Raw genomic sequence first — 25,123 nt, 5'->3', positions numbered from 1 at the left:
TCGCATTAGGGTGAAAAAGAAAGAAATTCCGACTTATAAGCTGCGGTTAATCTCCGGCGGAGGCTGTGCCCACAGTGCCTACCGCGGCTATTTCGGCGTGAAACCTATTCCTTGGTCATGTTGGGGCGGTAGACCTCCGCCAGCTTCGAAATCAGTCCACCGACCTCGCGGGCCTCCTCAAGCTCTGCGGGTTCCAACCACCGCAAAATCGACGCCAACGCTTCCGCGCGCTGCCGGGAGACCACATCGAGCTCGGATTCCCCGCGCTCGGTCAAGGCGACCAGTACGCCGCGGCGGTCTTTCTTGTCACGATGGCGCTCAACAAATCCTTGGCGCTCCAATTGGTACAGCGCGTTCGATGCGGTGGGCATGCGGATGAGCTCCGCGGCGGCGATGGTGCTCACCCGGGATGGGCCGCGCAGACGCAATTGATTCATGATAGAGACCTGCGAGGTGGTCAGCGAGGTGCCCTCAGCCGTGCGTTGGAAAATCAGCAGCAGCTTATTAAGTGCAGGCTGGATATGGCGCGCGACGTCGAGGGCGTCATCATAATTGGAGGGGGAATCCGCAGCTCGTTCACTCATGCACTGCAGTTTAACGGGCACAGGCCCCCATGGGTAGTTAGGTTATTAAAAATTTTCCTTTTGAGAGGCAAATAATCTTTCCATGGGGGTGCGTAGGTGCTTCTTAGGAACCCAAGATGAAGCGCTCGAGCTCCGCGCGGGCGTCCTCATCGGCCATCTGGACCGGTGGGGACTTCATCAGGTAGGCGCTAGCCGGCAGGATCGGTCCTGCCAGACCGCGGTCGAGTGCAATCTTGGCGGCCCGAACGGCGTCGATAATAATGCCGGCGGAGTTAGGGGAGTCCCAGACCTCCAGCTTGTACTCGAGGTTAAGCGGCACCTCGCCGAAGGCGGAGCCCTCCAAGCGCACATAGGCCCACTTGCGGTCATCGAGCCAGGGCACATAATCGGAGGGGCCGATGTGCACGTTGCGGTCTTGGATCTTGCCAGCCAGCGGAGAGTCATGCAGGTTAGAGGTCACAGCCTGGGTCTTGGAGATCTTCTTCGACTCCAGGCGGTTGCGCTCGAGCATGTTCTTGAAGTCCATGTTGCCGCCCACGTTGAGCTGCATCGTGCGGTCGAGGCGGACGCCGCGATCCTCGAAGAGCTTGGCTAGGACGCGGTGGGTGATGGTGGCTCCCACCTGGGACTTGATGTCGTCGCCCACAATGGGTAGCCCGGCGTCGACAAACTTCTGCGCCCACTCGGGATCGGAGGCGATGAACACGGGGAGAGCGTTGACGAAGGCGCAGCCGGCGTCGATGGCGGCCTGGGCGTAGAACTTATCGGCCTCCTCCGAGCCCACCGGGAGGTAGGAGACAACGACCTCGGCGCCCGCCGCGCGCAGGGCAGCGGCGACATCGACCGGCGCGGCATCCGATTCCTCAATCGAATCGCGATAGTAGGAACCTAGTCCGTCCTTTGTGGGGCCGCGCTGGACTTCCACGCCCAGCTCGGGGACCTCGGCGATGGTGATGGTGCAGTTGCGGGAGGAACGGGTGGCCTCACCCAGATCCTTGCCCACCTTGTCTGCGTCGACGTCGAAAGCCGCGACGAACTCGACATCGCCAACGTGGTAGTCGCCGAAGGTGGCGTGCATGAGGCCGGGGATGCGCGCGCTGGCATCGGCGTCGCGGTAGAACTCCACGCCCTGGATGAGGGAGGTGGCGCAGTTACCCACGCCTACGATCGCTACTTTTACTTTTCCTGACAACGCTCAAGCTCCTTAGATTGGCTTTCTTAAAACTCTGTGGCAGGTGCCGTACTTGATGCGGCGTCACCTGCCCCAAAGCACGAGGTTAAGCAAAAAATGATGGGCTGGGGCCAAAGGAGCAAGGTGGATCGATAAAGAAGGACTCGATAGACTCGGCACGATGAATTCTGTTGCCTATAAGCACGTTGTCTCCTACGAATGGGAACGTGCGCAACACCTGCGGCAGCTGCGCCTAGGCCAATTGCAGCGTGAGGATGTGTGTGATGCCGATTTCTTGTTGCGCGCAGCCGCTCGTCACCACGGGGTGACCATGGATAGGGCCTGTCCCGTGTGCGGGCAGCCCTTGCGGCTGACGCTGTGGGTTTATGGTTCCTCCCTGGGCCGGCGTGCGGGCAGCGCGCGCAGCGAGGAAGAAATCGCCGGGATGGTCGCGGAGGGAATCGAGTTCACGGTGCACGAGGTAGAGGTCTGCCCGGCCTGTCACTGGAACCATTTGCTCACCGCAGCCACCGCCTATGCTGCGTGTTAGTTTCTCCCATGCTGGTGGAGGAAGTAAGCTGCAGGTATTTAAGTTTGTTCCGTTAATGAATGAGGACACGAAACAGTGACCGAAAAGGAAGCAGCGGCGCAATCGCGGCGCAAGAGCACGAAGTCTAAGGCACGGAAGAAGCGACGGTGGCCGATCATCCTCCTGGTGATCGTTTTGGCACTCGTGGCCATACCGGGTGGCCTTTTTGCTTATGCCTATTCCCAGTACCAGGTGCCCGAGCCTAAGGACCTGGTCAGCAACCAGGTTTCCACCATCTACGCGGGTGATGGCACCACGCAGCTGGCGCGCCTCGTCCCGCCGGAGGGCAACCGTACCCAGGTCGGTCTCCAAGATATTCCGGACTACGTGGAAAGCTCCGTCCTGGCGGCAGAGGACCGTGAGTTTTGGACCAACTCCGGTTTCTCCTTCACTGGTCTCGGCCGCGCTGTGTTGGGCAAGCTCACCGGTGATTCCAGCGCCGGCGGTGGCTCGACCATCACGCAGCAGTACGTCAAGAACACCCTCGTGGGTGATGAGTACTCCTACGTGCGCAAGGTTCGCGAGCTTATCTATTCCATCAAGATGACTCACGAATGGTCTAAGGAAGACATCCTCAACGCCTACCTCAACACGGTCTACTTTGGACGCAATGCCTACGGCATCCAGGCGGCATCGAATGCCTACTTCAACAAGGATGCCAAGGACCTCACGGTGGAGGAAGGTGCCTTGCTCGCCGGGGTCATCCAGTCCCCGTCGGTGCTTGATCCTTGGGTAGACAGGGAGAGCTCCGAAGCGCGCTGGAACTACGTGCTCGACGGGCTGGTGGAGACCGGAGTACTGGATCCCGCGCAGCGCAACGCCATGGTGTTCCCGGAAACGCGTGATCCTGCCGAGTACTCCGCCTATTCCGAGGCACCTGGTGCCAATGGGCACATTAAGAACCAGGTCATCAACGAGCTGGCCAGCGTCGGTATTACCGAGGATCAGGTCGCAACCGGCGGTCTGAAGATCACTACGACGATCGACATGAACGTCCAGCAGTCCACCATCGACGCGGTCGATGCGCAGCTTAATTCCCTGCAGGATGATGCCCGTGCGGCCTCCGTGACCATCGATCCACGCACCGGCGCTGTGCGCGGCTACTTCGGCGGGAATGACGCAACGGGCTGGGACTACGCCAACTCGCCGCTGCAGACCGGTTCGATATTCAAGGTGATGACCTTGGCCGCGGCGTTGCAGCAGGGAATTAGCCTTGATACGCCTTATTCCTCTGAGCCTTATCAACTGCCCGGTTCTCAGGTTGTCACCAACGTGGATACGGGCTGCGGTAGCTGCTCCATTGCGGAGGCTTTGAAGAAGTCCTACAACACTTCCTTCCTGCGTCTCCAGGATGATTTGGAGAACAAGACCCAAGACACCGCCGACATGGCGCACGCACTCGGCATTGCCAAGTCCCTGCCCGGCATCGATGACACCCTGACCGAGCATGGCCAGACTCCTTTCGAGGGAATCGTGCTGGGCCAGTACCAGTCCCGCCCTCTGGATATGGCAACGGCAATGGCCACCTTGGCTAACCAGGGTGTCTGGCACAGTCCGCACTTCGTGCAGAAGGTAGAGAATAACTTCGGAGAGGTGCTCTACGAGCACCCCAACGATGATGGTGAGCGCCGCGTCTCGGCCAACGTTGCCAACAATGTCATCTCCGCCATGGAGCCTATCGCCGCTTGGTCTAATGGTGCCCTGGCGGGCGGAAGGCAGTCTGCTGCTAAGACCGGCACCACGCAGCTAGGCAACACCGGCAACAACAAGGATGCCTGGATGATTGGTGCCACCCCGCAGCTTGCCAGCGCGGTATGGGTCGGCACCGCCGATAACACCTCCGCCATCTTCAACTCTTCGGGCGGAATCATGTACGGCTCCAACTCGCCCACCCAGATCTGGAAGTACGTTCTCGATAACTCCCTGGCTAACTCGGACTTCGAGACCTTCCCGCAGGCCTATCCGGTTCGCTACGGCAAGGGAAGCCCGGGCAGCGGCTACTACTACACGCCTACGCCTTCGAGCCCCTCCACCGGTGGCAATGCCGGCGCCCAGACCCCCGCAGAGAGCACTCCCGCGGAGCCTCCCGCGGAGCCTCCTGCGGAAGAGAGTGCCCCGCCGGCGGAGAATCCCCTCCCCGAGCTGCCGGAGAACCCGCTGCCCCCGGCTCCGGAGGCGCCCTCGATCGAGGACCTCATACCCCAGGGAAACTTGCAAGATCTCTTCTGATAGGAGCGCAACCTCGTGACCAAGCCGTCGCCCGCCAGCATTAGCCCAGCTAACCGGGTGCCGGCCGCAGCGGAACCCATCGCCCGCGGGGTCATCGAGTTTCTCGGGGGAAGGATGGGCACCCACGCACGCGTGGGCCGGGCGCGGTGGTGGACGCCCCTGCGCGTCATCATCGCGGTGGGCTGGAGCTTTCTCGCCCTCGGATTCCTAAGCAAAGCCAATTGCGCAGGGGGCCGCCGTGGCGAGGACGGTGCCATCCTGCTCAACTGGGACGGAAACCGCAACTACACCTCCTTTTGCTACAGCGATATCATCCCGCTCTACGGCGGGCGCGGCATGGATCAAGGCGGCTTCCCTTATGCCTTTTCCTGGCAAGAGGGCGATGTCACCCGCTACATGGAGTACCCCGTTTTAGCCGGGCTCTTCCAAGGTCTGATGGGCTGGATTTCTCGCGCGACCTATCCCGTGGCGGAGCTTTTCGCCATTCCCGCCGCCGGTTGGTACTTCGCGGTGACCGCCGCGGTGCTTTCCTGCATCTGGGTCGGCGTCCTGGCCATGGTCTACCGTCTCACCGGGAACAGGGCCTGGGACACCATCTTGGTTGCCGCGAGCCCCTTGGTCATCATTCACGCCTTCACCAACTGGGATATTCCCTCCATTGCTCTCGCGGTTGCCGGCTTGCTTGCCGCCTCGCGCGGCCGCTACGTGTGGGCGGGCGCACTCCTGGGTCTAGGCACGGCCTTCAAGCTCTGGCCACTGTTCTTGCTCGGCGCCTTCTTCGTCGTGGCCTGGCGCAATCGGCGCTGGGTGGAGTTTATAAAGATGGCCTTGAGCTGTGCCTTCACCTGGCTTGCTGTCAACCTGCCGGTGGCGCTGGCTTATCCCGCAGCGTGGCGCGAGTTCTATCGCCTCAACGAAACCCGCGGTGCGGAGTGGACCACCATCTACGCCATCCTGAGCCGGAACCTGGGGGTGGAGCTTCCTCCCAGCGTTCTCAATGCAGTGGGCATTGTCCTTTTCCTTGCGGTATGTGCCGCCATTGCCGCCTTCGGCATCCTCGTGCCACGCCAGCCGCGCGTAGCGGAGCTGGCCTATCTCATCGTCGCCGGCTTTCTCCTGGTCAACAAGGTATGGTCCCCGCAATACTCGCTGTGGCTGGTCATTCCGGCGGTCTTGGCACTGCCCAGGTGGCGCCTCCTGTTGAGCTGGATGCTTGTCGACGCCGCGGTGTGGCCAATACTCATGTGGCATATGCTGGGCGCCGGAAACAACGGGGTTCCGCACGAGCTGTTGGACTTGGCAGTCCTTGGCCGCGACGGCCTCATCATTGCCATCGCTGTCTGCATCATCCGGCAGATGCTGGGGCTAAGTTCAGATAAGGTGGCCGCGGCTCATCGTGGCGCTGATCCTCTCTTAGAAAGAAAGTTTCAACGATGCTAACCACTATCATCGGAATCGTCTCCATCACGCTTGGCTTCTTCTGCGTGCTGGCGGCCTATTATCGCTTCCAGCAACACGGTGATAAGAAGTCGGCTCTCGTGTTGGGGATAGCGGCCCTGATCTTCCTCACGGTGATTCCCGTCGCCGCCGCCATCTTTTTCGCCGCGACCTCGAACACTTAGATTTCTTTTCGCCCCTCACGTGCGCTATTGTGGAAAAGTTGCTTGACGCAACGTACCCTCCTGCCATGTCCGCAAAGGTGATGTGGCCGAAAACAATTACTAGACCATAGGAGGTGATGAGGTCCGTGCGTCACTACGAAGTCATGATCATTCTGGATCCTAACCAGGATGAACGCACCGTAACCCCGTCCCTAGACAAGTTCCTCGAAGGTGTTCGCAAAGAAGGCGGCAAAGTCGAAAACGTCGATGTGTGGAGCAAGCGTCGTCTTGCCTACCCGATCGATAAGAAGGAAGAGGGCATCTACGCCGTCGTTAACCTTGAGTGCGAGTCCGCTTCTGTTCTCGAGCTCGATCGCCGTCTGAACCTGAACGACACCATCCTGCGTACCAAGGTTCTGCGCACCGACAGCAAATAGCGGATACTGGGTTCAACAGAAACCACGTAACCGATAAGGAGTAAAAAGACATGGCACAGGGAGATACCAATATCACGGTGGTCGGCAACGTTGTCGCCGACCCAGAGCTCCGTTTCACCCCGGCGGGTGCAGCGGTGGCCAACTTCCGCGTAGCTTCGACCCCTCGTTTCTTTAACAAGCAGACGAATCAGTGGGAAGACGGCGAGGCCATGTTCTTGACCTGCAATGTGTGGCGTACTGCGGCAGAAAACGTCGCAGAGACCCTAACCAAGGGCATGCGCGTCATCGTGACTGGTCGCCTTAAGCAGCGCTCTTTCCAGAGCCGTGAGGGAGAAAACCGCACCGTATTCGAGATTGACGTCGATGAGGTCGGTCCTTCCCTGCGTTATGCTTCCGCCCAGGTTAATCGGAACCCTCGTGAGGGTGGCGGAAACTATGGCGGTGGCCAGCAGCCGCAGCAAGGTGGCAATAACTACGGTGGCGGCAACCAAGGTGGGTTTGGTGGAAACCAGTCCGCCCCGCAGCAGTCTGCTCCTTCGAATGATCCGTGGAACTCCGCACCGCCTGCCGGCGGCTTCGGAGGCGCTGATTCTGAACCCCCGTTCTAAATCTGTCACGCATTTATTATTCACTGAATAACTAACTCAATTGAAAGGCAGGGATCATGAAGCTGATCCTCACCGCTGCCGTTGAGAACCTCGGCGCCCCAGGCGAAGTCGTTGAGGTCAAGGACGGCTACGGACGTAACTACCTGCTTCCTCGTGGTTTGGCTATCGTAGCCACCCGCGGCGCAGAAAAGCAGATCGAGGGCATCAAGCGTGCTCAGGAGTCTCGCGCAATCCGCGACCTCGACCACGCTCGTGAGGTCCGCAACCAGCTCGAACAGCTCGAAGGCGTTACCGTGGAGGTCAAGACCTCTGAGAAGGGTAAGCTCTTCGGTTCTGTCTCGGCACACGATATCGTCGATGCAGTCGAAAAGGCCGGAGGCCCCAAGCTCGACAAGCGCGTCGTAGATCTTCCGAAGGGCCTGGTCAAGAAGACCGGCAATTACCAAGTTGAGCTTAAGCTGCACGCTGACGTTCTCGGCAAGGTGAACTTCTCGGTCGCAGCTGCCAAGTAAGGCATAACGCGACGGTCATATAGACCCATAGACAACAGCACTGCTTTAGGGTCCAGGACTCCCAGCCATGTGAGGTGGCTGAGGGCTTGGACCCTAAAGCTCGTTTTACCCAGCCTGAAGCTGTGGATAAAGTCGTCCCCGAGCTCTGTGAGTGCTTCTCTCCCCCTCCGTGGCCGCTTAAGCGCTTCTGCTGAGGATTATTAGTAGTAGTTCTGCCCGGGTGAAAGGATCTCTTAAGTCGACTTCACAGATCTCTGCGATAAGTTCAATTCTTGAGCGGATGGTATGGCGGTGTACTCGGGTGGCACTGGCTGTAGCACTTAAGGATCCCGCTGCGCGCAAATAAGCTTCGAGCGTCGCTACTAGTTCCGTGTCATGGACGGTATCGTGCTCGATGAGGCGGTCTATGGTTTGTCTGGACCGTGCATCGAGGGCCTTGCGCACTGGGGCTTGGGCGATCCAGTTTGTTCCGACGTATTGCGGTCCGATAAGCGTGCCCAACTCAAGGGTGCGAGCCGCGACCGTGAGATCTTCTACTATCTTCAGGTTCAAGGTGCTCCAGTGCATTGGAGCACCAACCGCGATGCGTAAAGATTTGGCGTTCGGGCCGAAGAACTCTCGAATTTCCGCCGGGGTTCGTGTTCCTCGGAATAACAGCAGTGTCGATGCCGAACCAACCTCGAGGCTAAAGAGATATCGGTTTGCTGCGGCCAATTCTGCATCGAAGTGAGTCAAGGCCCTATTCAGGAAGTGTTCGCTATCGCCGCACACAACCGCAGCGCGCACGCGCCCAGTGGTATCTGCGGCAGATTCGAACACCCGCGCCAGAATCTCGCTGCTGGAGTTTTCTCCTAATAGCGTCGCCAACGCTAGGGTGTGGAGTTCGCTTCGAGCTTTGCGCAGGGAAGCCGGACGCTGGACGAGGATATCGGCTAAGCCCGCACAATGTTTGACAATGCTTCGGTCATAGGAACTGAATTGGCGGGCAGCCAAGATGACAAGTAGATGAAACCGGTCTCCATGGGCGTCTAAGCGGTGAATCAGATAATTGGAGTCTTCGTAGTTTCCTGCACTGCTGGTTGTCTTTTTGGTGGCTAGGCAGCATTTGGCAACCTTGAGGGCCTGCGGAGCCATTATTCCATGGGAGCTAATTAACCTACCATCGCTATCGACGATGCACAGCGAAGCCTGCAATTGGGAGCTTGCTTGCTGGATGAGTTTGCGAACGCCTAGCCCTCCGGCGACGTTAAGCTCCTCTTGCGCGGCGAGTAAGGATTCTTGCTGGAGACGTGCCAGTCGTACCCGTTCGTCCTGCACCTTTTTTGTAAGGGAGATGAACGGAGTGGGTAAGGGTACCTCGAATAGCGTTAGGCCCTTGCTCTGGGCTGCACGGATCAGCTCAGGGGGGACGTGATCAAAACGCAGCCCAGTACCGAACCCAATTCCAACCGCGCCTTTGTTGGCAAGAATCTCGGCGTAGCCGGAGAAGAGCTCAGGTTCGTCGGCGAATCCTAAGCCGGTGAGTAGGATGATTGCCCCTTCATCGATGTACTCTCCAGGGTCTGGAAGTTCGATGCTTTGGATAGACCAGAACCAAGGCTGACCTGTGACGATGAGCCGAAGCCCTAGCCGCTCATCGGAGAGTAACCAGCTGAGCGATAGTCGTTGTTGGGAGACAGGGAGGGAGACTTCCAAGTTTTTAGATACCTTCATGGGTCACCTGCCAGACATGTACAAACATTTTCTATAAGTCTACCGGTATTGTCATATCGGTACCCCTATAGGTGCGTGCATACTGCTTGATGTAGCACGAGATGACACATCAAGAAAGGAACTCTCTATGCACGATCTAAAATACCGTCTCCCGCAAAAACGCCAGTTGAAGACTTCGATACCGGGGCCGGCTAGTGTCTCACTAGCCCAGCGGCGCGACGGCAGTGTCGCACGGGCGGCGACACCGGGGCTGCCGGCCTATATCGTGGAAGGCGATGGCGGGATTCTGGTGGACGCCGACGGTAACTCAATCATCGATTTCGCCTCAGGGATTGCTGTGACATCGGTAGGTGCCTCTAATGCAGCAGTGGTCGAGGCCGTCCGCGAATCGGTAGGTCATCTAACCCACACGTGCTTCTTGTCTGCGCCATATGAATCATACGTGGCGGTAACTGAGAAGCTTGCCGATATAACGCCCGGCGACCACGATAAACGCTCTCTGCTTCTAAGCACAGGAGCAGAGGCAGTGGAAAACGCGGTGAAGATTGCCCGCAACTACACCGGACGCAGCGGCGTTGTGGTCTTCGACCGTGCCTTTCACGGACGTACCAACCTCACCTTGGCGATGACCGCGAAGAGCGTTCCTTATAAGACTGGCTTCGGCCCGTTTAGTGAAGACGTCTACCGAGCCCCGATGTCCTATCCGCTGCGCGATGGGCTAGATGGAGTCACAGCTGCGGAGCGCACCATATCTCACATCGAACGGGAAGTAGGAGCTGAGAACCTAGCGTGCATAGTCATCGAACCGATTCAGGGAGAAGGCGGCTTTGTAGTGCCGGCACAAGGTTTTATTCCGACGCTATTTAATTGGTGTAAAGACAATTCTGTGGTCTTCATCGCTGATGAGATTCAAGCAGGAATGTGCCGTACCGGCCAGTGGTTCGCGATCGAGCGAGAAGGCGTCGTTCCGGATTTGATGACCATGGCCAAGGGCATCGCCGGTGGGCTACCTTTGTCTGCGGTTACTGGGCGGGCTGAGATTATGGATGCCCCAATAGCGGGTGCACTCGGTGGAACCTATGGCGGGAACCCTGTTGCATGTGCGGCTGCCCTAGCAGCGATCTCTCAAATGGAAGAGCTTGATTTGGCTGGTCGGGCGCGCCAGATTGAAGGCATCATTCGCGAGGAGCTGGCACTGTTGACCCAGTATCAACAAGTGGCAGAGCTTCGGGGTAGCGGGGCCATGATGGCGGTGGAGCTGGTTAATTCCGACGGTCTCCCTGACGCGATGACAACCAAGAAGGTTGCCGCCGTCTGCCAGCGGGCAGGTGTGCTGGTACTGGTCTGCGGACTAGATGGCAATGTCATTCGCCTTTTGCCACCTCTGGTTATCAGCGAGGACATATTGCGCGATGGTCTGCGAGTCCTGGCCCAAGCGTTGCAGGATGAGTTCGACACGCAGCCCGCCGCAGCCTATGCGGGCGAGCCCGCAGGAAAGAGGTAAAGAACCATGCCTGATTATCGGACCTATTTTTCCTCCGACTTTCCAACTGGCTTGTGGATGGGGACAAACGCCCAGGAATCCTCCACACGGAGCACTTTTGAGGTACAAGACCCAGCTACTGGATCAATCATCGCCAATGTCGCGGATGCCAGCGTCGAAGACGCTCAGCGCGCCCTCGACTTGGCTGTGGCAGCCCAGGAAAGCTGGAGAGTGACTTCGCCACGGGATAGGGCCGCAGTCTTGCATGCTGTTTCTGAGGCGCTGGCTGAGCGTAGTGAAGAATTCGCGCGCACCATTACTTTGGAAATGGGAAAGCCATTAGAGCAAGCTCACGCAGAAGTGGCGAACGCTTGCGAGTATTTTTCCTGGTTTGCTGAAGAAGCGGTGCGTATCCCCGGACGCTTTGCTTATAGCCCTAGTGGCGAATCCCAATTTAAAGTCTCCCGCTTGGCGGTCGGACCCGTCTTGGCGATAACCCCCTGGAATTTCCCCTTGGCCATGTCAGCTCGCAAGATTGCGCCCGCGCTCGCTGCCGGCTGTCCAGTCATTGCGAAGCCAGCCCCTGATACGCCGCTGACCTTACTTCTACTAGGTGAAGTACTGGCCAAAGTGTTTCCGGAACACGGGGTGACAGACGGTTTGGTATCCATCCTCCCGACCAGCGACGCGCAGGCGCTGGCGAGGACATTGATGTCAGATCCCCGCCTGCGCAAGATTACATTTACTGGTTCTACCCCAGTGGGGCGGCAGCTTGTACGCCAAGCTGCTGAAAACCTGCAGCGTACCTCGATGGAACTCGGTGGAAATGCACCATTTGTGGTTGCAGAAGATGCAGATATTGACCTCGCGGTCGCTTCGGCTTTACAAGCTAAGCTGCGAAATTGTGGGCAGGTATGCGTTGCCGCGAACCGGTTTTTGGTAGATTCCAGCATTGCTGAAGAATTCGTCGACAAGCTCCTAGTAGGCCTCCGTGCCGTTCGCCTTGGCAATGGTCTGGATCCGGAGACAACTGTGGGGCCGTTGGTCAGTGTTGCCCAGCGCAATAGGGTGGCCGACCTCGTCTCCGAGGCGATTGCCGATGGCAGCATCTTAAGGTGCGGAGGGCACTGTCCTGAAGGCCCAGGAGCATTCTATCCGCCCACAGTGCTAGTCGATGTCCCGGCTACCTCGAGAATCATCCGCGAAGAGATCTTCGGTCCGGTATTTACCGTTACTACCTTTGACGGCATTGAAGAAGGCGTTGCTGTTGCCAACTCCACCGAATTCGGCCTGGCAAGTTATGGATTTAGCAATAGCGTGTCTACTGCGCGCTACCTAGCTGAGCACCTGGAGGCCGGAATGGTGGGAATCAATCGAGCAGCTGTCTCCGAAACAACAGCGCCCTTCGGCGGCATCAAGCAATCAGGCTTCGGCCGCGAAGGAGGTATCGAAGGCATCGAAGAATACCTCGACATCCGTTACGTGCTGTCTTAAGTATCTCCCTAGACCTCCAAAGGACTTTTAATATGACGAAGAAAGATGCTTCACCTTCTCACACAAACATCCGGACACAAGCATCCAAGCAAGCACTACGCTCGCGGCATGTCACAATGATCACGCTCGGTGGAATCATCGGCGCCAGCCTATTTGTTGGCTCGGGAAACATGATTCGCAATGCGGGTCCGGCCGCTGTGGTTTCCTATGCTCTAGGCGGTGTCTTAGTTTTCCTCGCGATGCGAATGCTGGGTGAAATGGCGGCTGCACGGCCGGCGATCGGCTCATTTATGGAGTATGCCCGCGAAGGCCTTGGCGACTGGGCCGCATACCTGGTGGGCTGGTTGTATTGGTACTTTTGGGTAGGGGTCTTGGCCTACGAGGCGATCCTCGGCGGCGAAACACTGCATGAATGGTTGCCAATAATTCCCTCCATAGGCTGGTCGATGCTTCTCATTGCGTTCTTCGTCGGAATCAACCTCTTTTCGGTGCGATTCTTCGGCGAAGTCGAGTTTTGGCTCGCAAGCATCAAAGTCGCAGCCATCGTGGTATTCCTCGGCGGCGGTACCCTCTATGCCCTAGGTCTATGGCCTGACTCAGAGTTTTCCCTATCCAATTTGTGGGCGCATGGGGGCTTCGCCCCCAACGGGCTAGGCGTAGCTTTTAGCGGTGTAGCCATTGTTATTTTTTCCTATTTCGGCACCGAAATCGCGGTTATGGCATCCGCAGAATCGGAAGACCCGGCGACGGGGGTACGTCGCGCCACATCCACCGTAATCTGGCGTATCCTACTATTCTTTGTCGGATCTATTGTGGTGATCTGTGCAGTGGTTCCCTGGAACGAGCTCCCAGAACCGACTAGCGTGGCAACCGCCCCCTTCACTTACGTATTCGCTCTGCTGGGGATGCCTGGGGCGTCAGCGATCATGCAGATGGTTATCTTTACTGCGGTAGTCTCGGTTTTGAATTCTGGGCTCTATTCCGCATCGAGGATGCTAGCCTCGCTCGGTGATCAAGGTTTAGCTCCGCAAATAGTTGCCCGTCGTTCTAAGAGCAACGTGCCGGTATACGCGCTGCTAGCTTCCATTAGCGGTGCCATTATTGCCACCATTGCAAATTACGTCGCCCCCCAATCAGGAGTATTCGACTTCATTATGAACTCGGCCGGCCTGGTCGCATTATTCGTCTATGTATTCATCGCGCTGACTCAGATGCGGATGCGGCAAAAGATGAGCCCTGAGCAAGTCGCCGGCCTAAAGTTGAAGGTGTGGTTGCATCCGTGGCTCAATATCCTCCTGATCGCCGGAGTCGCTGCCATACTCCTGGTTATGCTGGCTTCAGAAAGCGGACGCACACAGGCCTGGACTAGCCTGATAGCCACCGCCGTACTAGTAGTGTTTTGGCCGCTGGTGCGAAAGAGTCTGGCACGAAAACGGGCAACGGCTCAAGAGGAAACACCGAATGAGAGTGCCATGTCGGTGAGATGAAAAACCTCAGTTGAACCCAAAGGCGGAGGATTGTCGGTGCGGTGGCTACACTGAACGTATTTGGGTGGGGGAGATACATCGCTTTCGCTAGGAAGAAGGGACCATAGTCATGACGAACGCCAGTTTCGATGACTCGGAGGCAGTCCTGCCGGAGTCTGCTTCCGCGCAGGCGCGCCCGCGTCGCAATCACCAGGCAGAGCCCAAACCCTATGGCGAGTTCCGCCAGCCGCCCTCAGACCGTGAGGCCGAGCAGGGTGTGCTGGGGGCGATGCTGCTGAGCCCGAATACGGTGATGGAGGTCATCGAGGAGCTCGAGCCGGAGGACTTCTATTACCCAGCGCACGCGCTCATCTACAAGGCCATGTTGGACCTGTATGCCTCCGGAACCGACATCGATGCGGTCATCGTAGCCTCGCGCCTCGATCGCTTCAACAATCTTGAGAGAGTAGGCGGGGCGCCCTATCTCCACACGCTATTGGCCACGGTGCCCACGGCAGCGAATGCCCGCTATTACGCGGAGATTGTCGCGGAGAAGGCAGTCCTGCGCCGGCTCGTGGATGCGGGAACGCGCGTGGTACAGCTGGGTTTTGAGGGCGCCGAGGATGCGGAGATCGAATCCGTATTAGACCGCGCCCAGCAGGAGGTATTCGCCGTCGCCCAGCGTAAGACCGCCGAGGACTATCAGATCCTGGGTGATCTCATCGATCCCACCATTGATCAGCTCGCTGCCTTGCAACAGACCGGTGGCATCGAATCCGGCGTGCCCACGGGCTTTATTGACCTAGACAAACTCACCAATGGCCTGCACGCCGGGCAGATGGTCATTGTGGCCGCCCGTCCTGGTGTGGGTAAGTCCACGCTGGCGCTGGACTTCATGCGTTCCTGTTCGCTGGCGCACGGCAAGGCCTCGGCGATCTTTTCGCTGGAAATGTCGGCCTCGGAGATAGTCATGCGCCTGCTCTCTGCGGAGTCCGAGGTCAAGCTCGCGGATATGCGCGGCGGCCGGGTATCCACGGAGGACTGGGCCAAGATCGATGACACGCTCAACCGCATCCAGGATGCGCCCCTCTACATCGATGATTCGCCGAACCTGACGATGATGGAGATTCGTTCCAAGGCCCGCCGCCTGAAACAGCAGCACGGCCTGGACCTCGTCGTGCTCGACTACCTGCAGCTGATGTCCTCGGGTAAGAAAGTGGAATCCAGGCAGCAGGAGGTCTCGGAGTTCTCGCGTCAGCTGAAGTTGTTGGCCAAGGAGCTAGAGGTTCCACTCATCGCGATTTCGCAGCTCAACCGTGGACCGGAATCCCGCACCGATAAGAAGCCGCAGTTGGCTGACCTGCGTGAGTCCGGCTCGCTTGAGCAGGACGCGGACATGGTTATGCTGCTCTACCGCCCAGACTCTCAAGACCGTGACAACGAGCGTGCGGGCGAGGCCGACATCATCCTAGCCAAGCACCGCGGCGGCCCTATCGACACCGTGCAGGTGGCCCACCAGCTGCACTACTCCAAGTTCGTCAACATGGCCCACGGATAGTTCTTTGACCTGGTCGGGATCCCCCAGCCTGGGGCCGAGGATGACTAACACGGCGAACACGGCCGCGGCGCCAAGGCTAAGCCACTGCCATATACGTTGCCAGCGCGGGCCTGCCCAACGGGCCAGAACTGCGCCTAGCAGCGCGCCTAAGGTGTTGAAGAGGAGATCATCTATGTCGCTGCGGCCCAACGCTAAGGCGTATTGGGCGGCCTCGAGCACGGCGCTGAGCGCAAAGCCCGCCGCGACGGTCTTGCGTACGGATTGGGTGAGCCCAAAAACGAGCAGCCCGAAGGGGAGAAAGAATGCGGTGTTACCCGCGTACTCAAATAGCGGGGCGAACCAACTGCCGCTAGAGAACTCATCGAGGGGAACAAGCTCGAGCTGGCGCACGCGCTGCTTTTCTGGCACCCATAGGTAGCCAATGCGATAGAAGGGTTTCAGGGTGGTCAGCGCGATCATCACCGCAATCCACGCTACCAGTGCACCCCTAGCTAGCAAGGGCCTTGTCCTTTTGCTCTGGAAGCGCGAAGGCTGCCAGTGCCGCGATGAGGAAGGCGAGCGCGAAGAGAGCGAAGAGCCAGCCTATGCCGAAAGAGGCGAAGATGAGCGGCACGATAAGCGGCGCGATGATGGAGGCAATCCGCCCAAAGCCGGCCGCCGCGCCCGTACCGGACCCGCGCAAGGAGGTGGGGTAGAGCTCCGGCCCGATGGCGTAGAGGGCGCCCCACGCGCCGAGGTTGAAGAAGGAGAGCAGGCAGCCGGCGGCGATGATGGTGGCGTCGGAGGAGGCAAAGCCGTAGCAGCCGGCGGCCACCGCGGAACCAATCAAGAACACCGCGAGCGTAATGCGCCTGCCCCAGACCTCAATGAGCCAGGCCGCCGCCGCGTATCCCGGCAGCTGCGCGAGCGTGATGATGAGCGTGAAGGTAAAGGATTTCACCAGGGAGAAGCCATCCGCCACCAGCAGCGAGGGGATCCAGATGAAGGCGCCATAGTAGGAGAGATTCACGCAGAACCAGATCACCCACAGGGCCGCAGTACGCCCGCGCACGGCCTTGCTCCAGATGGAGCGGGCGGAGATATCCTCTGGCGGTACCGGTGGCAGATCGTCATACTTGTCGACGCCCTCCTCAAAGGACCGCACCACCGCCTCGGCCTCGGCATCCTTGCCGCGGCTTTCTAGGAAACGTACCGATTCCGGCAGTTTGGAGCGCACGTAGACGGAGTAGAAGGCCGGGACCATGCCTATCGCCAGCGCCCAGCGCCAGCCATTTTCCCCGGCGCTGACGACGAAGGTGCCGATCAGAGCGGCTAGCAGCCAGCCCAGTGCCCAGAAGGCCTCCAGAATCACTACGAGGCGGCCACGTACCCGCCGTGGGGCAAATTCAGAGATGAGAGTGGAGGCCACTGGTAGCTCCGCACCGAGGCCGAGGCCGACGATAAAGCGCAAGACGATGAGTGCGACGAGCCCTGTGGCCAAACCGGAGGCACCCGTGGCGAGGCCGTAGACAAGGAGGGTGATGGCAAAGACGTGGCGGCGGCCGAACTTATCAGCCAGCAGCCCGCCGAAGGTGGCGCCGATGGCCATGCCGACGAAACCTGCCGAGGCAATCCATGAGGTTTGTTGGGCACCCAAATCCCAATGCACCGCGAGAGCGGCGATGATGAAGGAGACGAGTCCCACATCCATGGCATCAAGGGCCCAGCCAAGGCCGGAGCCGACGAGGAGTTTCTTGTGTTTTGCGGTTACGGGCAGCCGGTCGAGGCGTTCACTGCGAGAGAGCATGCCCTATACCGTAGCCCGAAGCACCCCCACAAGGGGAGGGGTTTGGGCACAATAAACCGCGACTTGTGCTAACTGCGCGGGCGGAAGCCGCGCAGCCGCAGTGAGTTGCTCACCACGAATACCGAACTTAGCGCCATGGCCAGCCCGGCAAAAAGCGGATTGAGCAGCCCAATGGCGGCCACGGGGATGAGGACAACGTTGTAGGCAAAGGCCCAGAATAGATTTCCTTTGATGGTGCGCAGGGTGCGGCGCGAGAGGCGAATGGCGTCGCCAGCCGAGCGCAGATCGTTATTCATCAGCGTGATGTCGGAGGCCTCGATGGCTACGTCGGTGCCCGCGCCCATGGCCAGGCCGAGGTCGGCCTGCGCGAGCGCGGCGGCGTCATTAATGCCATCTCCTACCATCGCAACGTTCTTGCCCGAGGCCTGCAGGTGCTTGATGAAGTCGACCTTATCCTGCGGCAGCACACCCGCCGCGACATGTGAGGCATCAATTCCCACCGCGCTGGCCACGGCCTGGGCGGCGCCGGCGTTATCCCCGGTGAGAAGGTAAGGATCGAGGCCCAACTCGCGCAGCTGGGCAACCGCGTCGGCGGAAGTGTCTTTGACGGTATCTCGGACATCAATAATGCCGGCGAGCTTGTCATCGATGTAGACGGCCACGGCGGTGCCACCTGCAGCTTCGGTGGCGGAGAAGGCCTGCTGGAAACCATCCAGCGTGCCTTCAGCACGTCCCACCCGCACGCGCTGGCCGTTGACCGTGGCCTCGACGCCTGTGCCTGCCCGGGAAGTGAAGTCCTGTGCGGCGTGGCCTGGCCGGGCGGCCTCGGGGCAGGCGGCGACGATCGCCTTGGCGATGGGATGCTCTGATCCTGCCTCCACCGCAGCTGCGGCCTCAAGGACTGGGCCATGCACGGCGGCCACGGACATCGTCCCTTCGGTGACGGTTCCCGATTTATCCATGACGATGGTGTCTACCCTCTTGGTAGATTCGAGGATCTCCGGGCCCTTGATGAGCAGCCCCAGCTGGGCGCCGCGCCCGGTACCCACCAGGATGGCGGTGGGGGTGGCTAGCCCCATGGCACAGGGGCAAGCGATGATGAGTACCGCCACCGCCGCCACGAAAGCCGGTGCGAGACCGCCGAAGAAGAGGTGAACCACAAGCGTCAAAGCAGAAACCGCAATGACGATGGGCACGAAGACCTGCGCGATGCGGTCTACCAGTTTCTGCACCGGTGCCTTGCCGGACTGGGCCGCGGTGACGAGCTTGGCTATATGGGCCAAGGTGGTATCTGATCCGACCTGGGTAGCCCGGACCTCAAGGCGGCCTGAAGTATTGAGCGTGGCGCCGGTGACCTTGTCGCCCTCCTTGACCTCGACGGGCACGGATTCGCCCGTGAGCATGGATTCATCCACGGCGGAGGCACCGGCCAGCACGATTCCGTCCGTGGCAATCTTTTCCCCCGGCCGCACCACAAAGACATCCCCGACCTGGAGCTGCGATATGGGGACGCGGACTTCTGAGCCCCCGCGCAGCAGTGAGGCATCCTTGGCCCCTAGGTCGAGCAGGGAGCGCAGAGCCGCGGAGGATTGACCCTTGGCCTTGAGTTCAAACCACCGCCCTAGCAGCAGGAAAGTGATGATCATGCCCACGGACTCGAGATAAATATGATCCATGTGGGCGTCATTGGAGGCAAAGCTCATGTGCATCTTCATGCCCGGCATGCCCGCATGCCCGAAGAACAGTGCGTAGAGCGACCAAAAGTAGGCCGCCGAGGTGCCCATGGTGATGAGCGTGTCCATGGTGAAAGCGCCGTGGCGCAAGTTTGCCCACGTGGCCTTGTGGAAGGGTGCACCGCCAAAGACGAAGACGATGGTGGCCAGAATCGTTGCGGCCCACTGCCAGTTCATAAACTGCCAGGCCGGGATCATGGAGACGGCCATGACGGGCACAGATAGGAGAGCTGAGACCACGGTGCGCCTGCCTAAGTCGCGGGACTCGGCGGTGCGTGCAGCGTCCACCTTTTCGGCGGCGGAGGGCTCGGCGTCCACCTCCGCGTTATGCTCCGTGGCTGTGTTATCTGCGACGGGGAAGGCATCATAGCCGGCGCCGCGCACGACCTCGACAAGGGAGTCTGGGTTGGTGGCGGCGGGGTCATAGTCCACGGAAGCTGATTCCGTTGCGTAGTTGACCGAGGCCTTGACACCATCAACCTTGTTGAGCTTGCGCTCGATGCGTGATGAGCAGGAAGCGCAGGTCATCCCCGTGACTCCGAGATCAAGATGGACAAGATTGCTCATGGGGCTTGCTCCTTTTAGATGTTGTACGGTGCCGGCCATTTCCAGGCTGTTGCTCGGAGTTATTGCTCGAGCGTGTAACCGGCCTCGGCGACGGCGGCGGCGACCTGCTGATCGCTGAAGCCCTCACCGTCCACGGTGACGGCACCGGTGTTGTGGTCTGCGGTGACTGCGGTGACCCCGGGGATCTCGCCGACTTCTTCCTTGACCGACATCTCGCAATGCCCGCAGGTCATTCCTTTGACTGTGTAGTTCTTGAGTGACATCTTCTTCTCTTTCTCTTCCATATTGCTTCACTTGTGATTCTCGTTTGCAAGATCCGATCCTATACCCCATAGGGGTATCCGACAAGGGTGGGAAAGGATTAAAAACGAATCCTGTACCGTTGACTAGAAAGAAGAAGAAAACGAAGAAAGAGAATTAAGGAGCACATAACATGGCAACCGTTGACATCACTGAACAGACCTTTGAGAAGACCGTCACCGCCGAGGGCATTACCTTGGTCGATGCGTGGGCAGATTGGTGCGGGCCCTGCAAGCGCTTCGCGCCGGTCTACGAGCAGGCCTCCGAGAACCACCCGGATGCCACCTTTGCCAAGCTCGATACCGAGGCCAACCAGGGCATTGCGGCCGCGCTTGAGATCCAGTCCATTCCTACCCTGATGATCTTCCGCGACGGAATCTTGGTGTTCCGCGAGGCCGGCGCACTGCCGCCCGCAGCGCTCGAGGATCTCATTGGGCAGGTCAAGGGCCTGGATATGGAAGAGGTGCGCCGCCAGGTCGCCGAGCAAAACTCTGAGTCCTAGCAGTCCTAGGGCTCACAAGCTCTAAGTTCTGCCCCGCCAGTTCCGCGAAAGTGCACGGCGCTTTCTAGCGAGTCCCGCTAAACTCGCTAGAAAGCGTCTTTCTTTACTTTCAAGGAGTGTTATTCATGGCAAACCCATTCAGCAAGGGTTGGAAGTACATGATGAGTTCTTTCGATCAGAAGATCGATGAGAACGCTGATCCCAAGGTCCAAATTCAACAGGCAGTAGAAGGCGCCAAGAAGCAGCATCAGCAGATCTCTGAGCATGCCGCAGAGATCATTGGCCGCAAGTCCCAGCTGGAGATGCAGATTAACCGCCTGCTCAAGTCGCAGCAGGATTATCAGGCCCAGACCCAGCGCGCGCTCGAGCTGGCAGATAAGGCAGAGGACCCCCAGAAGGCCACCGAGTACAACCAAGCTGCCGAGGTAGTGGCCTCCCAGCTAGTAGCGGTAGAGCAGGAGCTCGAGGGTCTCAAGACCCAGCACGCTGCCGCCCAACACGCCGCGGAGCAAGCCAAGCGTCAGCAGCAGGAGTCGGAGGCGCGCCTGAAAGAGCAGCTGACTGAGGTGGATCAGCTCCTCGCGCAGGCTGATCAGGCATCCATGCAGGAGCAAAGCGCCAAGGCCATGGACTCCCTCAACGAGCTAAAGCCGGATGAGTCCACGCCGACCTTGGACGCGGTGCGCGCGAAGATTGAAAAGCGCTATACGGACGCGCTAGGCGCCCAGGAGCTGCACGAGGCCACCGGCGGGGACCGTATTCATGAGATCGCCGCCGCCGGCAATGACTTCAAGGCCAGCGCTCGCCTCGATGCCATCCGTGCGGAGATGGCAAAGAAGAAAGAGATCGAGCCTGGCTCCGAGGAGGCCTCCAAAGAGTCTTAGGGCTAAGAAGCCCCGGGGTAGTAGGTCCCCGGGTAGTAAGCCCTAGAGTTCGCGGTGGACGTTAATCAGCACGCCGCGGATTCCGGAGTGGAATCCATCGCGCAGATTAACGCGCTGGGATTCCGTCAGCGTGTATTCGTGCAGTGTTTCGCAGGCAAATTGCAGCAGCGGGCGATCGATCTCCGGGGGGAGTCCGCCGCCAGAAAGCATGTGCGCTTGATCGCGTTGCTCGGCGTTTGCTGCGTTTTCAAACCACCACGAGGCGTACTGCTGCCCCACGTCGAAGGGCGATTGAAAGCCCGCCGAGGACCACACTTCCTCCGGCAGCGGCACGTACTTTGACCTTAGCTTGCGGCGGGGCGCCATCATGGAGGGCTTCGGCGCGGCAGACTTTTCCTCGCCGGGGCCTTCTTCGGTGCTGGTTGATTCTTCGGCAGGATCCGCAGCTTCAGACTCGAGGGGGAATCCAGTCCCATCTGGCTGCGCATCAGTTCGGCCTGCCGCGAGATCTGCAGGGCTCGGCGCCGGCGCAGCGCTAGGCTCGCTAACTGCGCCGCTGATTTCTGCCTCAACCTCGATCTGCGCCTCCACGCGGGCCTCGGCTTCGGTCTCCGCCGCGAAAGCCGCCTCTACCTCGGAAGCTTCTTCCGAATCGGTCTCAGAGACAGGTTCCTGGGAGGCAATGTGTTCCGGCACGATGGGAGGTACGGGACCTTCCAGAACCTGTAGCTCCATACAGTCGGCGAAGTCCTCCCGCGGATCCAAAATCGTGGTGGTGTCGCAGGCGTGGCGCAGCGCTGAGGACATGGAATCCCAGCCGAAACCGTAGAGGTGAACGCGCACGCCATTATCGACGGCCTCTTCAACCCCCGGAATCATATCCGCGTCCCCGGAAACGAGGACGAAATCGGTGACCTGCGCCCGCATCGCGGAGACCACCATGTCGGCGACGAGGCGGGTATCTACTGCCTTCTGGGCGCGGCGCTCGCCCCATTCAATGAGCTGACCGGTGCGCAGCTGTACGCCGTTGCACGTCCGCAGCGCACGTTGATAGCGGTGTGGCCCGCTATCGGGGATGCCGTCATACCAATACTGACGGTGGACACTGTTGTCGAGTTGATTGACAATCATGTTGTCCAAGGTGGCTACGACCTCGGGCAGGTCAATTTCTAATTGTGCTCGGGCTCCTGTCTCCCATGAGTTATAAAAGCTGGCTAGTAAATAAGAGGTGTCAACAAAGACAATTGTGCGCTCAAGCATGGCTCCTAAGTTCCGTTCCTAATTGTTCTAAGTAATTTTTTACATCTCCAGTGTGCCTCATTAGTCACAAAACTTCGATCTCCTTGCGAAAACACGCTGCTCAGAGCCAGAGAGAAACCTCTCTTGACCATTGCGGAACCCCTGGGCATGTTATACGGTTGGTTACGCAACTAACTAACCTGCGCAATGCAGAATTCAGCAAAGGAAGGCCAGGGGCGTGGATAGCTCAGCACAGCCGCTCTTTCGGCAGATTGCCTCCCTCATCGAAGACGCCATCGTCGATGGGTCTTTAGCAGAGGGGGCGCAAGCGCCCTCCACGAATGAATTGGCTGCCTTCCACAGCATCAATCCGGCTACCGCCCGCAAGGGCCTGGCACTGCTGGCCAGCCAAGGCATCCTTGAAAAGCGTCGTGGCATCGGAATGTTTGTTGCCACAAAGGCCCGCGAGCTTATCCGGCAGCGTCGGCGGCAGGACTTCGCGGCGGAATATCTCGCCCCCTTGGTCGATGAGGCCGTCCGCCTGAATTACTCCAAACCCCAGCTCCACGAGCTACTAGAACGCGTAGCGGAAAGCAGAGGACTCTACTCATGATTATGACCCCCCACTTCTCCTTCGCTCACAGCCTCACCCATGGCCTCGTGGGCCCCAATGGGCGTGGTAAAACCACCCTGCTGCGCCAGATTGCTGGGCAGATCCCCGCCCCTGATATCCGCGTGGACGGCGATCTTCCCTTTGATAATCAGGACGTCCTAGACCGCGTGGTACTCATGGGAATTGACAATCCCCTGCCGGAAGGCTGGAACGTCAAGAAGATCTTCGCTGTCGGCAAAACGCGCTGGCCGCAATGGAACCAAGACCGTGCCGATGAGTTGGTGACAAAGTTTGCTCTACCCCAGGGGAACTACTCCGGGCTTTCACGTGGCCAAAAGTCTGCGGTGGGCTTCATCTTCGCCGTGGCCTCTGGGGCGACGATCATGCTTCTCGACGAACCCTATCTCGGCCTCGATCCCCAGCGCCGCGAAGTATTTTATGAGGTTCTCCGCGAAGAGCACGGCCGTACCATCATCGTCTCAGTGCATCATCTCAACGAGGTGGCAGGGCTGCTCGATACGGTCAGTCTCCTTGATTCGACGCCGATCACAGGCCCAGTGGATGACTTCGTGGAGTCAATAGTGGAGCTGTCAGGGCCAGCTGAAAAGCTGGACAGGGCACTCGGGCGCCTAAAGGTTCCCGTCTTAAGCCGCGAGTCCACGCAGCTGGGAGCTCGCGCGGTGGTCGATGCGCGTCCCAACCTCGCCGATAGCGTCTTTGATCAGGCAGTCCAATTGGGACTGCGGGCCCAGGAAGTCACCCTCGAGAAGGCGATTCTGGCACTGGGGGACAAAGAATGAGACTCTTTTGGCAGCTCCACTCTCCCCTTATCGAAGGGGGTGTGCTCGTATTCTTAGCTCTCTTACCGGAACTAGTCGCGGACAAGTCCACACTGTGGGGTTTAGTATCCGCATTCCTTGCAGCCAGCCTCATCGCCGGCAATCGCAATGGCTTTGCGCAGTACGGTGCGATCAGCCTGAGCAGCACGGTGTGGAATCGCGACCAGAAGATCATTGCTTGCCTGCGCTTTCTGGCCTTCGGCGCCTCAGCTGCCTTGCACTCGCAGTGGTGGCCCTTGGCTATTGCTGCAGTGGGGCTAATCATCCGCCTTGTTATTAGTCCCCGTCCGCAAAGGACAACGCTCTCCGAGTTGCTGGTCGGAAGCGACGGGGACAGCAGTCTCGGGCGATTTTCTCCACGGCCGCTAGCCCAGGCTGTCTATCGACCGCAGCTTAAAATGTGGGCCTGGACCTGGGTGGCATACTGTCTGGTTACCGCAGGGACCGCACTGACAGGTGCGTCGCGGGCGGAACAGGTGCTAATAGCTTTCGTGGTGACTGCGCCTTGGGTTTTAGTCTTCGGCTTTGGAACTATGCGCGACTCTTTGCGTGAATACGTCATACTCGGCGGCACGCGTGCAGCGTGGGCGCAAGCGACGATCCTAAATAGCGCAGTGGGGATAATCGTTGCATTGGTGGCGAGTGCGCTATTCGCCCTAGCGAACAATGACCTAGGTATGTCGCTGATTGCGTTCGCCCTGTTGCTTCCCTGCGCGGTTACTCTTCTTGAGTTCATGCGTTGGCGCAACGTGTATGTAGTCATTCTCTTCCTTGTAGGAGCCGGTCTAGTTACCTGGTCCTGGATAGTCGGAACGCTGGCAGCGTGGATCGCCGTGGCAGGGCTGGTCGTGCTCTATGGGTGCTGGGCCTTGCTGCTGCCCCTCTACATCCGCCAGGCAGATGCCTTTGGCAAAGGAATCGCTGGCTGGATGGGCCTGATGAAATAGCGCCTTTAAAAGCCTGCAGAAAGCTGCGAAAACAGGGTCAGAACAAGTGCATCCAAAACATCGTATGACGTGCGGATTTGTAATTGTTCGGCGTGCTGTGTAACTTTATGTGAGTCAGAGCGACCGACAGCGCCCCACAGAATCACTTGATTCTGGCTGAAGCGGCGAGAAGAAAACGGCCCTGAACACAATAATTTTACTCATAACGAGTACCTAGTCTTTGGACTTGGGTATGAGTTGTGTAGCGATGATGTTTGAGAACTCAATA

24 protein-coding genes are annotated in these 25,123 nt (G+C 59.1%); 16 read left to right on the top strand and 8 right to left on the bottom strand.

The window, feature by feature from the left end:
• Positions 1-104 precede the first annotated feature (104 nt).
• Both B2696_RS04305 and B2696_RS04300 read right to left on the bottom strand, forming a co-directional pair.
• A complete protein-coding gene (locus B2696_RS04305; RefSeq protein ID WP_286954154.1) occupies positions 105-584 on the bottom strand; it encodes a MarR family winged helix-turn-helix transcriptional regulator in 480 nt (159 codons plus the stop codon).
• Positions 585-687: 103 nt separating this feature from the next.
• Positions 688-1,776, bottom strand: coding sequence for an inositol-3-phosphate synthase (locus tag B2696_RS04300; protein ID WP_075730759.1), 1,089 nt, complete (start codon positions 1,774-1,776; stop codon positions 688-690).
• A gap of 160 nt (positions 1,777-1,936) precedes the next feature.
• Between B2696_RS04300 and B2696_RS04295 the strand changes: the two genes are divergently transcribed.
• The 7 genes from B2696_RS04295 to rplI all read left to right on the top strand — a co-directional run bounded on the left by B2696_RS04295 (position 1,937) and on the right by rplI (position 7,731).
• Positions 1,937-2,305, top strand: a complete 369-nt coding sequence (locus B2696_RS04295) for a DUF5318 family protein (RefSeq protein ID WP_075730758.1) — start codon at positions 1,937-1,939, stop codon at positions 2,303-2,305.
• A gap of 75 nt (positions 2,306-2,380) precedes the next feature.
• Complete coding sequence (locus B2696_RS04290) at positions 2,381-4,573, top strand: transglycosylase domain-containing protein (RefSeq protein ID WP_286954153.1); 2,193 nt, start codon at positions 2,381-2,383, stop codon at positions 4,571-4,573.
• A gap of 15 nt (positions 4,574-4,588) precedes the next feature.
• A complete protein-coding gene (locus B2696_RS04285; protein WP_232315935.1) occupies positions 4,589-6,013 on the top strand; it encodes a glycosyltransferase family 87 protein in 1,425 nt (474 codons plus the stop codon).
• Complete coding sequence (locus tag B2696_RS04280; RefSeq protein WP_075730756.1) at positions 6,007-6,195, top strand: hypothetical protein; 189 nt, start codon at positions 6,007-6,009, stop codon at positions 6,193-6,195. Before B2696_RS04285 ends, B2696_RS04280 begins: the two co-directional genes overlap by 7 nt.
• A 125-nt stretch (positions 6,196-6,320) precedes the next feature.
• Positions 6,321-6,611: a 30S ribosomal protein S6 gene (gene rpsF, locus B2696_RS04275; protein ID WP_174775533.1), complete on the top strand. Its 291-nt coding sequence runs from the start codon at positions 6,321-6,323 to the stop codon at positions 6,609-6,611.
• Between the two features lie 50 nt (positions 6,612-6,661).
• Positions 6,662-7,219 (top strand): single-stranded DNA-binding protein, encoded by a 558-nt coding sequence (locus B2696_RS04270; protein WP_075730754.1) that lies wholly within the window; start codon positions 6,662-6,664, stop codon positions 7,217-7,219.
• 56 nt (positions 7,220-7,275) lie between these two features.
• The gene (gene rplI, locus B2696_RS04265) at positions 7,276-7,731 is read left to right on the top strand and encodes a 50S ribosomal protein L9 (protein WP_075730753.1); all 456 of its coding nucleotides are present in this window, start codon (positions 7,276-7,278) and stop codon (positions 7,729-7,731) included.
• Between the two features lie 177 nt (positions 7,732-7,908).
• Here rplI and B2696_RS04260 read toward each other — a convergent pair whose 3' ends face one another.
• The gene (locus B2696_RS04260) at positions 7,909-9,444 is read right to left on the bottom strand and encodes a PucR family transcriptional regulator (protein WP_276623583.1); all 1,536 of its coding nucleotides are present in this window, start codon (positions 9,442-9,444) and stop codon (positions 7,909-7,911) included.
• A gap of 127 nt (positions 9,445-9,571) precedes the next feature.
• On the opposite strand from B2696_RS04260, the gene gabT reads away from it, so the two are divergent.
• The 4 genes from gabT to dnaB all read left to right on the top strand — a co-directional run bounded on the left by gabT (position 9,572) and on the right by dnaB (position 15,445).
• On the top strand, positions 9,572-10,948 hold the full coding sequence (gene gabT / locus B2696_RS04255; RefSeq protein ID WP_276623584.1) for a 4-aminobutyrate--2-oxoglutarate transaminase: 1,377 nt from the start codon (positions 9,572-9,574) through the stop codon (positions 10,946-10,948).
• Positions 10,949-10,954: 6 nt separating this feature from the next.
• On the top strand, positions 10,955-12,421 hold the full coding sequence (locus B2696_RS04250) for an NAD-dependent succinate-semialdehyde dehydrogenase (protein WP_075730750.1): 1,467 nt from the start codon (positions 10,955-10,957) through the stop codon (positions 12,419-12,421).
• 32 nt (positions 12,422-12,453) lie between these two features.
• Complete coding sequence (locus B2696_RS04245; protein WP_276623585.1) at positions 12,454-13,908, top strand: amino acid permease; 1,455 nt, start codon at positions 12,454-12,456, stop codon at positions 13,906-13,908.
• A 109-nt stretch (positions 13,909-14,017) separates the two neighbouring features.
• Positions 14,018-15,445 (top strand): replicative DNA helicase, encoded by a 1,428-nt coding sequence (gene dnaB, locus B2696_RS04240; protein ID WP_075730748.1) that lies wholly within the window; start codon positions 14,018-14,020, stop codon positions 15,443-15,445.
• Here dnaB and B2696_RS04235 read toward each other — a convergent pair.
• The 4 genes from B2696_RS04235 to B2696_RS04220 all read right to left on the bottom strand — a co-directional run bounded on the left by B2696_RS04235 (position 15,356) and on the right by B2696_RS04220 (position 19,794).
• Entirely contained in the window at positions 15,356-15,943 is a 588-nt protein-coding gene (locus B2696_RS04235; RefSeq protein ID WP_276623587.1) for a VanZ family protein, read from the bottom strand. The genes dnaB and B2696_RS04235 overlap by 90 nt on opposite strands.
• Positions 15,933-17,231, bottom strand: a complete 1,299-nt coding sequence (locus tag B2696_RS04230; RefSeq protein ID WP_276623588.1) for an MFS transporter — start codon at positions 17,229-17,231, stop codon at positions 15,933-15,935. The genes B2696_RS04235 and B2696_RS04230 overlap by 11 nt, the downstream gene beginning before the upstream one ends.
• 68 nt (positions 17,232-17,299) lie before the next feature.
• The gene (locus B2696_RS04225; protein ID WP_286954145.1) at positions 17,300-19,531 is read right to left on the bottom strand and encodes a heavy metal translocating P-type ATPase; all 2,232 of its coding nucleotides are present in this window, start codon (positions 19,529-19,531) and stop codon (positions 17,300-17,302) included.
• A gap of 59 nt (positions 19,532-19,590) precedes the next feature.
• Entirely contained in the window at positions 19,591-19,794 is a 204-nt protein-coding gene (locus tag B2696_RS04220; protein WP_075731363.1) for a heavy-metal-associated domain-containing protein, read from the bottom strand.
• A gap of 170 nt (positions 19,795-19,964) precedes the next feature.
• Between B2696_RS04220 and trxA the strand changes: the two genes are divergently transcribed.
• Positions 19,965-20,333, top strand: coding sequence for a thioredoxin (trxA, locus tag B2696_RS04215; RefSeq protein ID WP_075730745.1), 369 nt, complete (start codon positions 19,965-19,967; stop codon positions 20,331-20,333).
• A gap of 125 nt (positions 20,334-20,458) precedes the next feature.
• The gene (locus B2696_RS04210) at positions 20,459-21,217 is read left to right on the top strand and encodes a PspA/IM30 family protein (RefSeq protein ID WP_075730744.1); all 759 of its coding nucleotides are present in this window, start codon (positions 20,459-20,461) and stop codon (positions 21,215-21,217) included.
• A 42-nt stretch (positions 21,218-21,259) separates the two neighbouring features.
• Here B2696_RS04210 and B2696_RS04205 read toward each other — a convergent pair whose 3' ends face one another.
• On the bottom strand, positions 21,260-22,477 hold the full coding sequence (locus B2696_RS04205) for an NYN domain-containing protein (protein ID WP_286954140.1): 1,218 nt from the start codon (positions 22,475-22,477) through the stop codon (positions 21,260-21,262).
• 217 nt (positions 22,478-22,694) lie between these two features.
• On the opposite strand from B2696_RS04205, the gene B2696_RS04200 reads away from it, so the two are divergent.
• From B2696_RS04200 to B2696_RS04190, 3 genes are read left to right on the top strand one after another with little or no spacing between them, the layout of a single operon-like run.
• Positions 22,695-23,069, top strand: a complete 375-nt coding sequence (locus B2696_RS04200; protein ID WP_075730742.1) for a GntR family transcriptional regulator — start codon at positions 22,695-22,697, stop codon at positions 23,067-23,069.
• A complete protein-coding gene (locus B2696_RS04195) occupies positions 23,066-23,869 on the top strand; it encodes an ATP-binding cassette domain-containing protein (protein ID WP_286954136.1) in 804 nt (267 codons plus the stop codon). Before B2696_RS04200 ends, B2696_RS04195 begins: the two co-directional genes overlap by 4 nt.
• Positions 23,866-24,855, top strand: coding sequence for a hypothetical protein (locus B2696_RS04190; protein ID WP_286954134.1), 990 nt, complete (start codon positions 23,866-23,868; stop codon positions 24,853-24,855). Before B2696_RS04195 ends, B2696_RS04190 begins: the two co-directional genes overlap by 4 nt.
• Positions 24,856-25,123 lie beyond the last annotated feature (268 nt).

Source organism: Corynebacterium sp. UBA4397 (genome assembly GCF_002390965.1).
GTDB classification, from domain to species: domain Bacteria; phylum Actinomycetota; class Actinomycetes; order Mycobacteriales; family Mycobacteriaceae; genus Corynebacterium; species Corynebacterium flavescens.
This window is presented reverse-complemented; position numbering and strand designations above follow the sequence as displayed.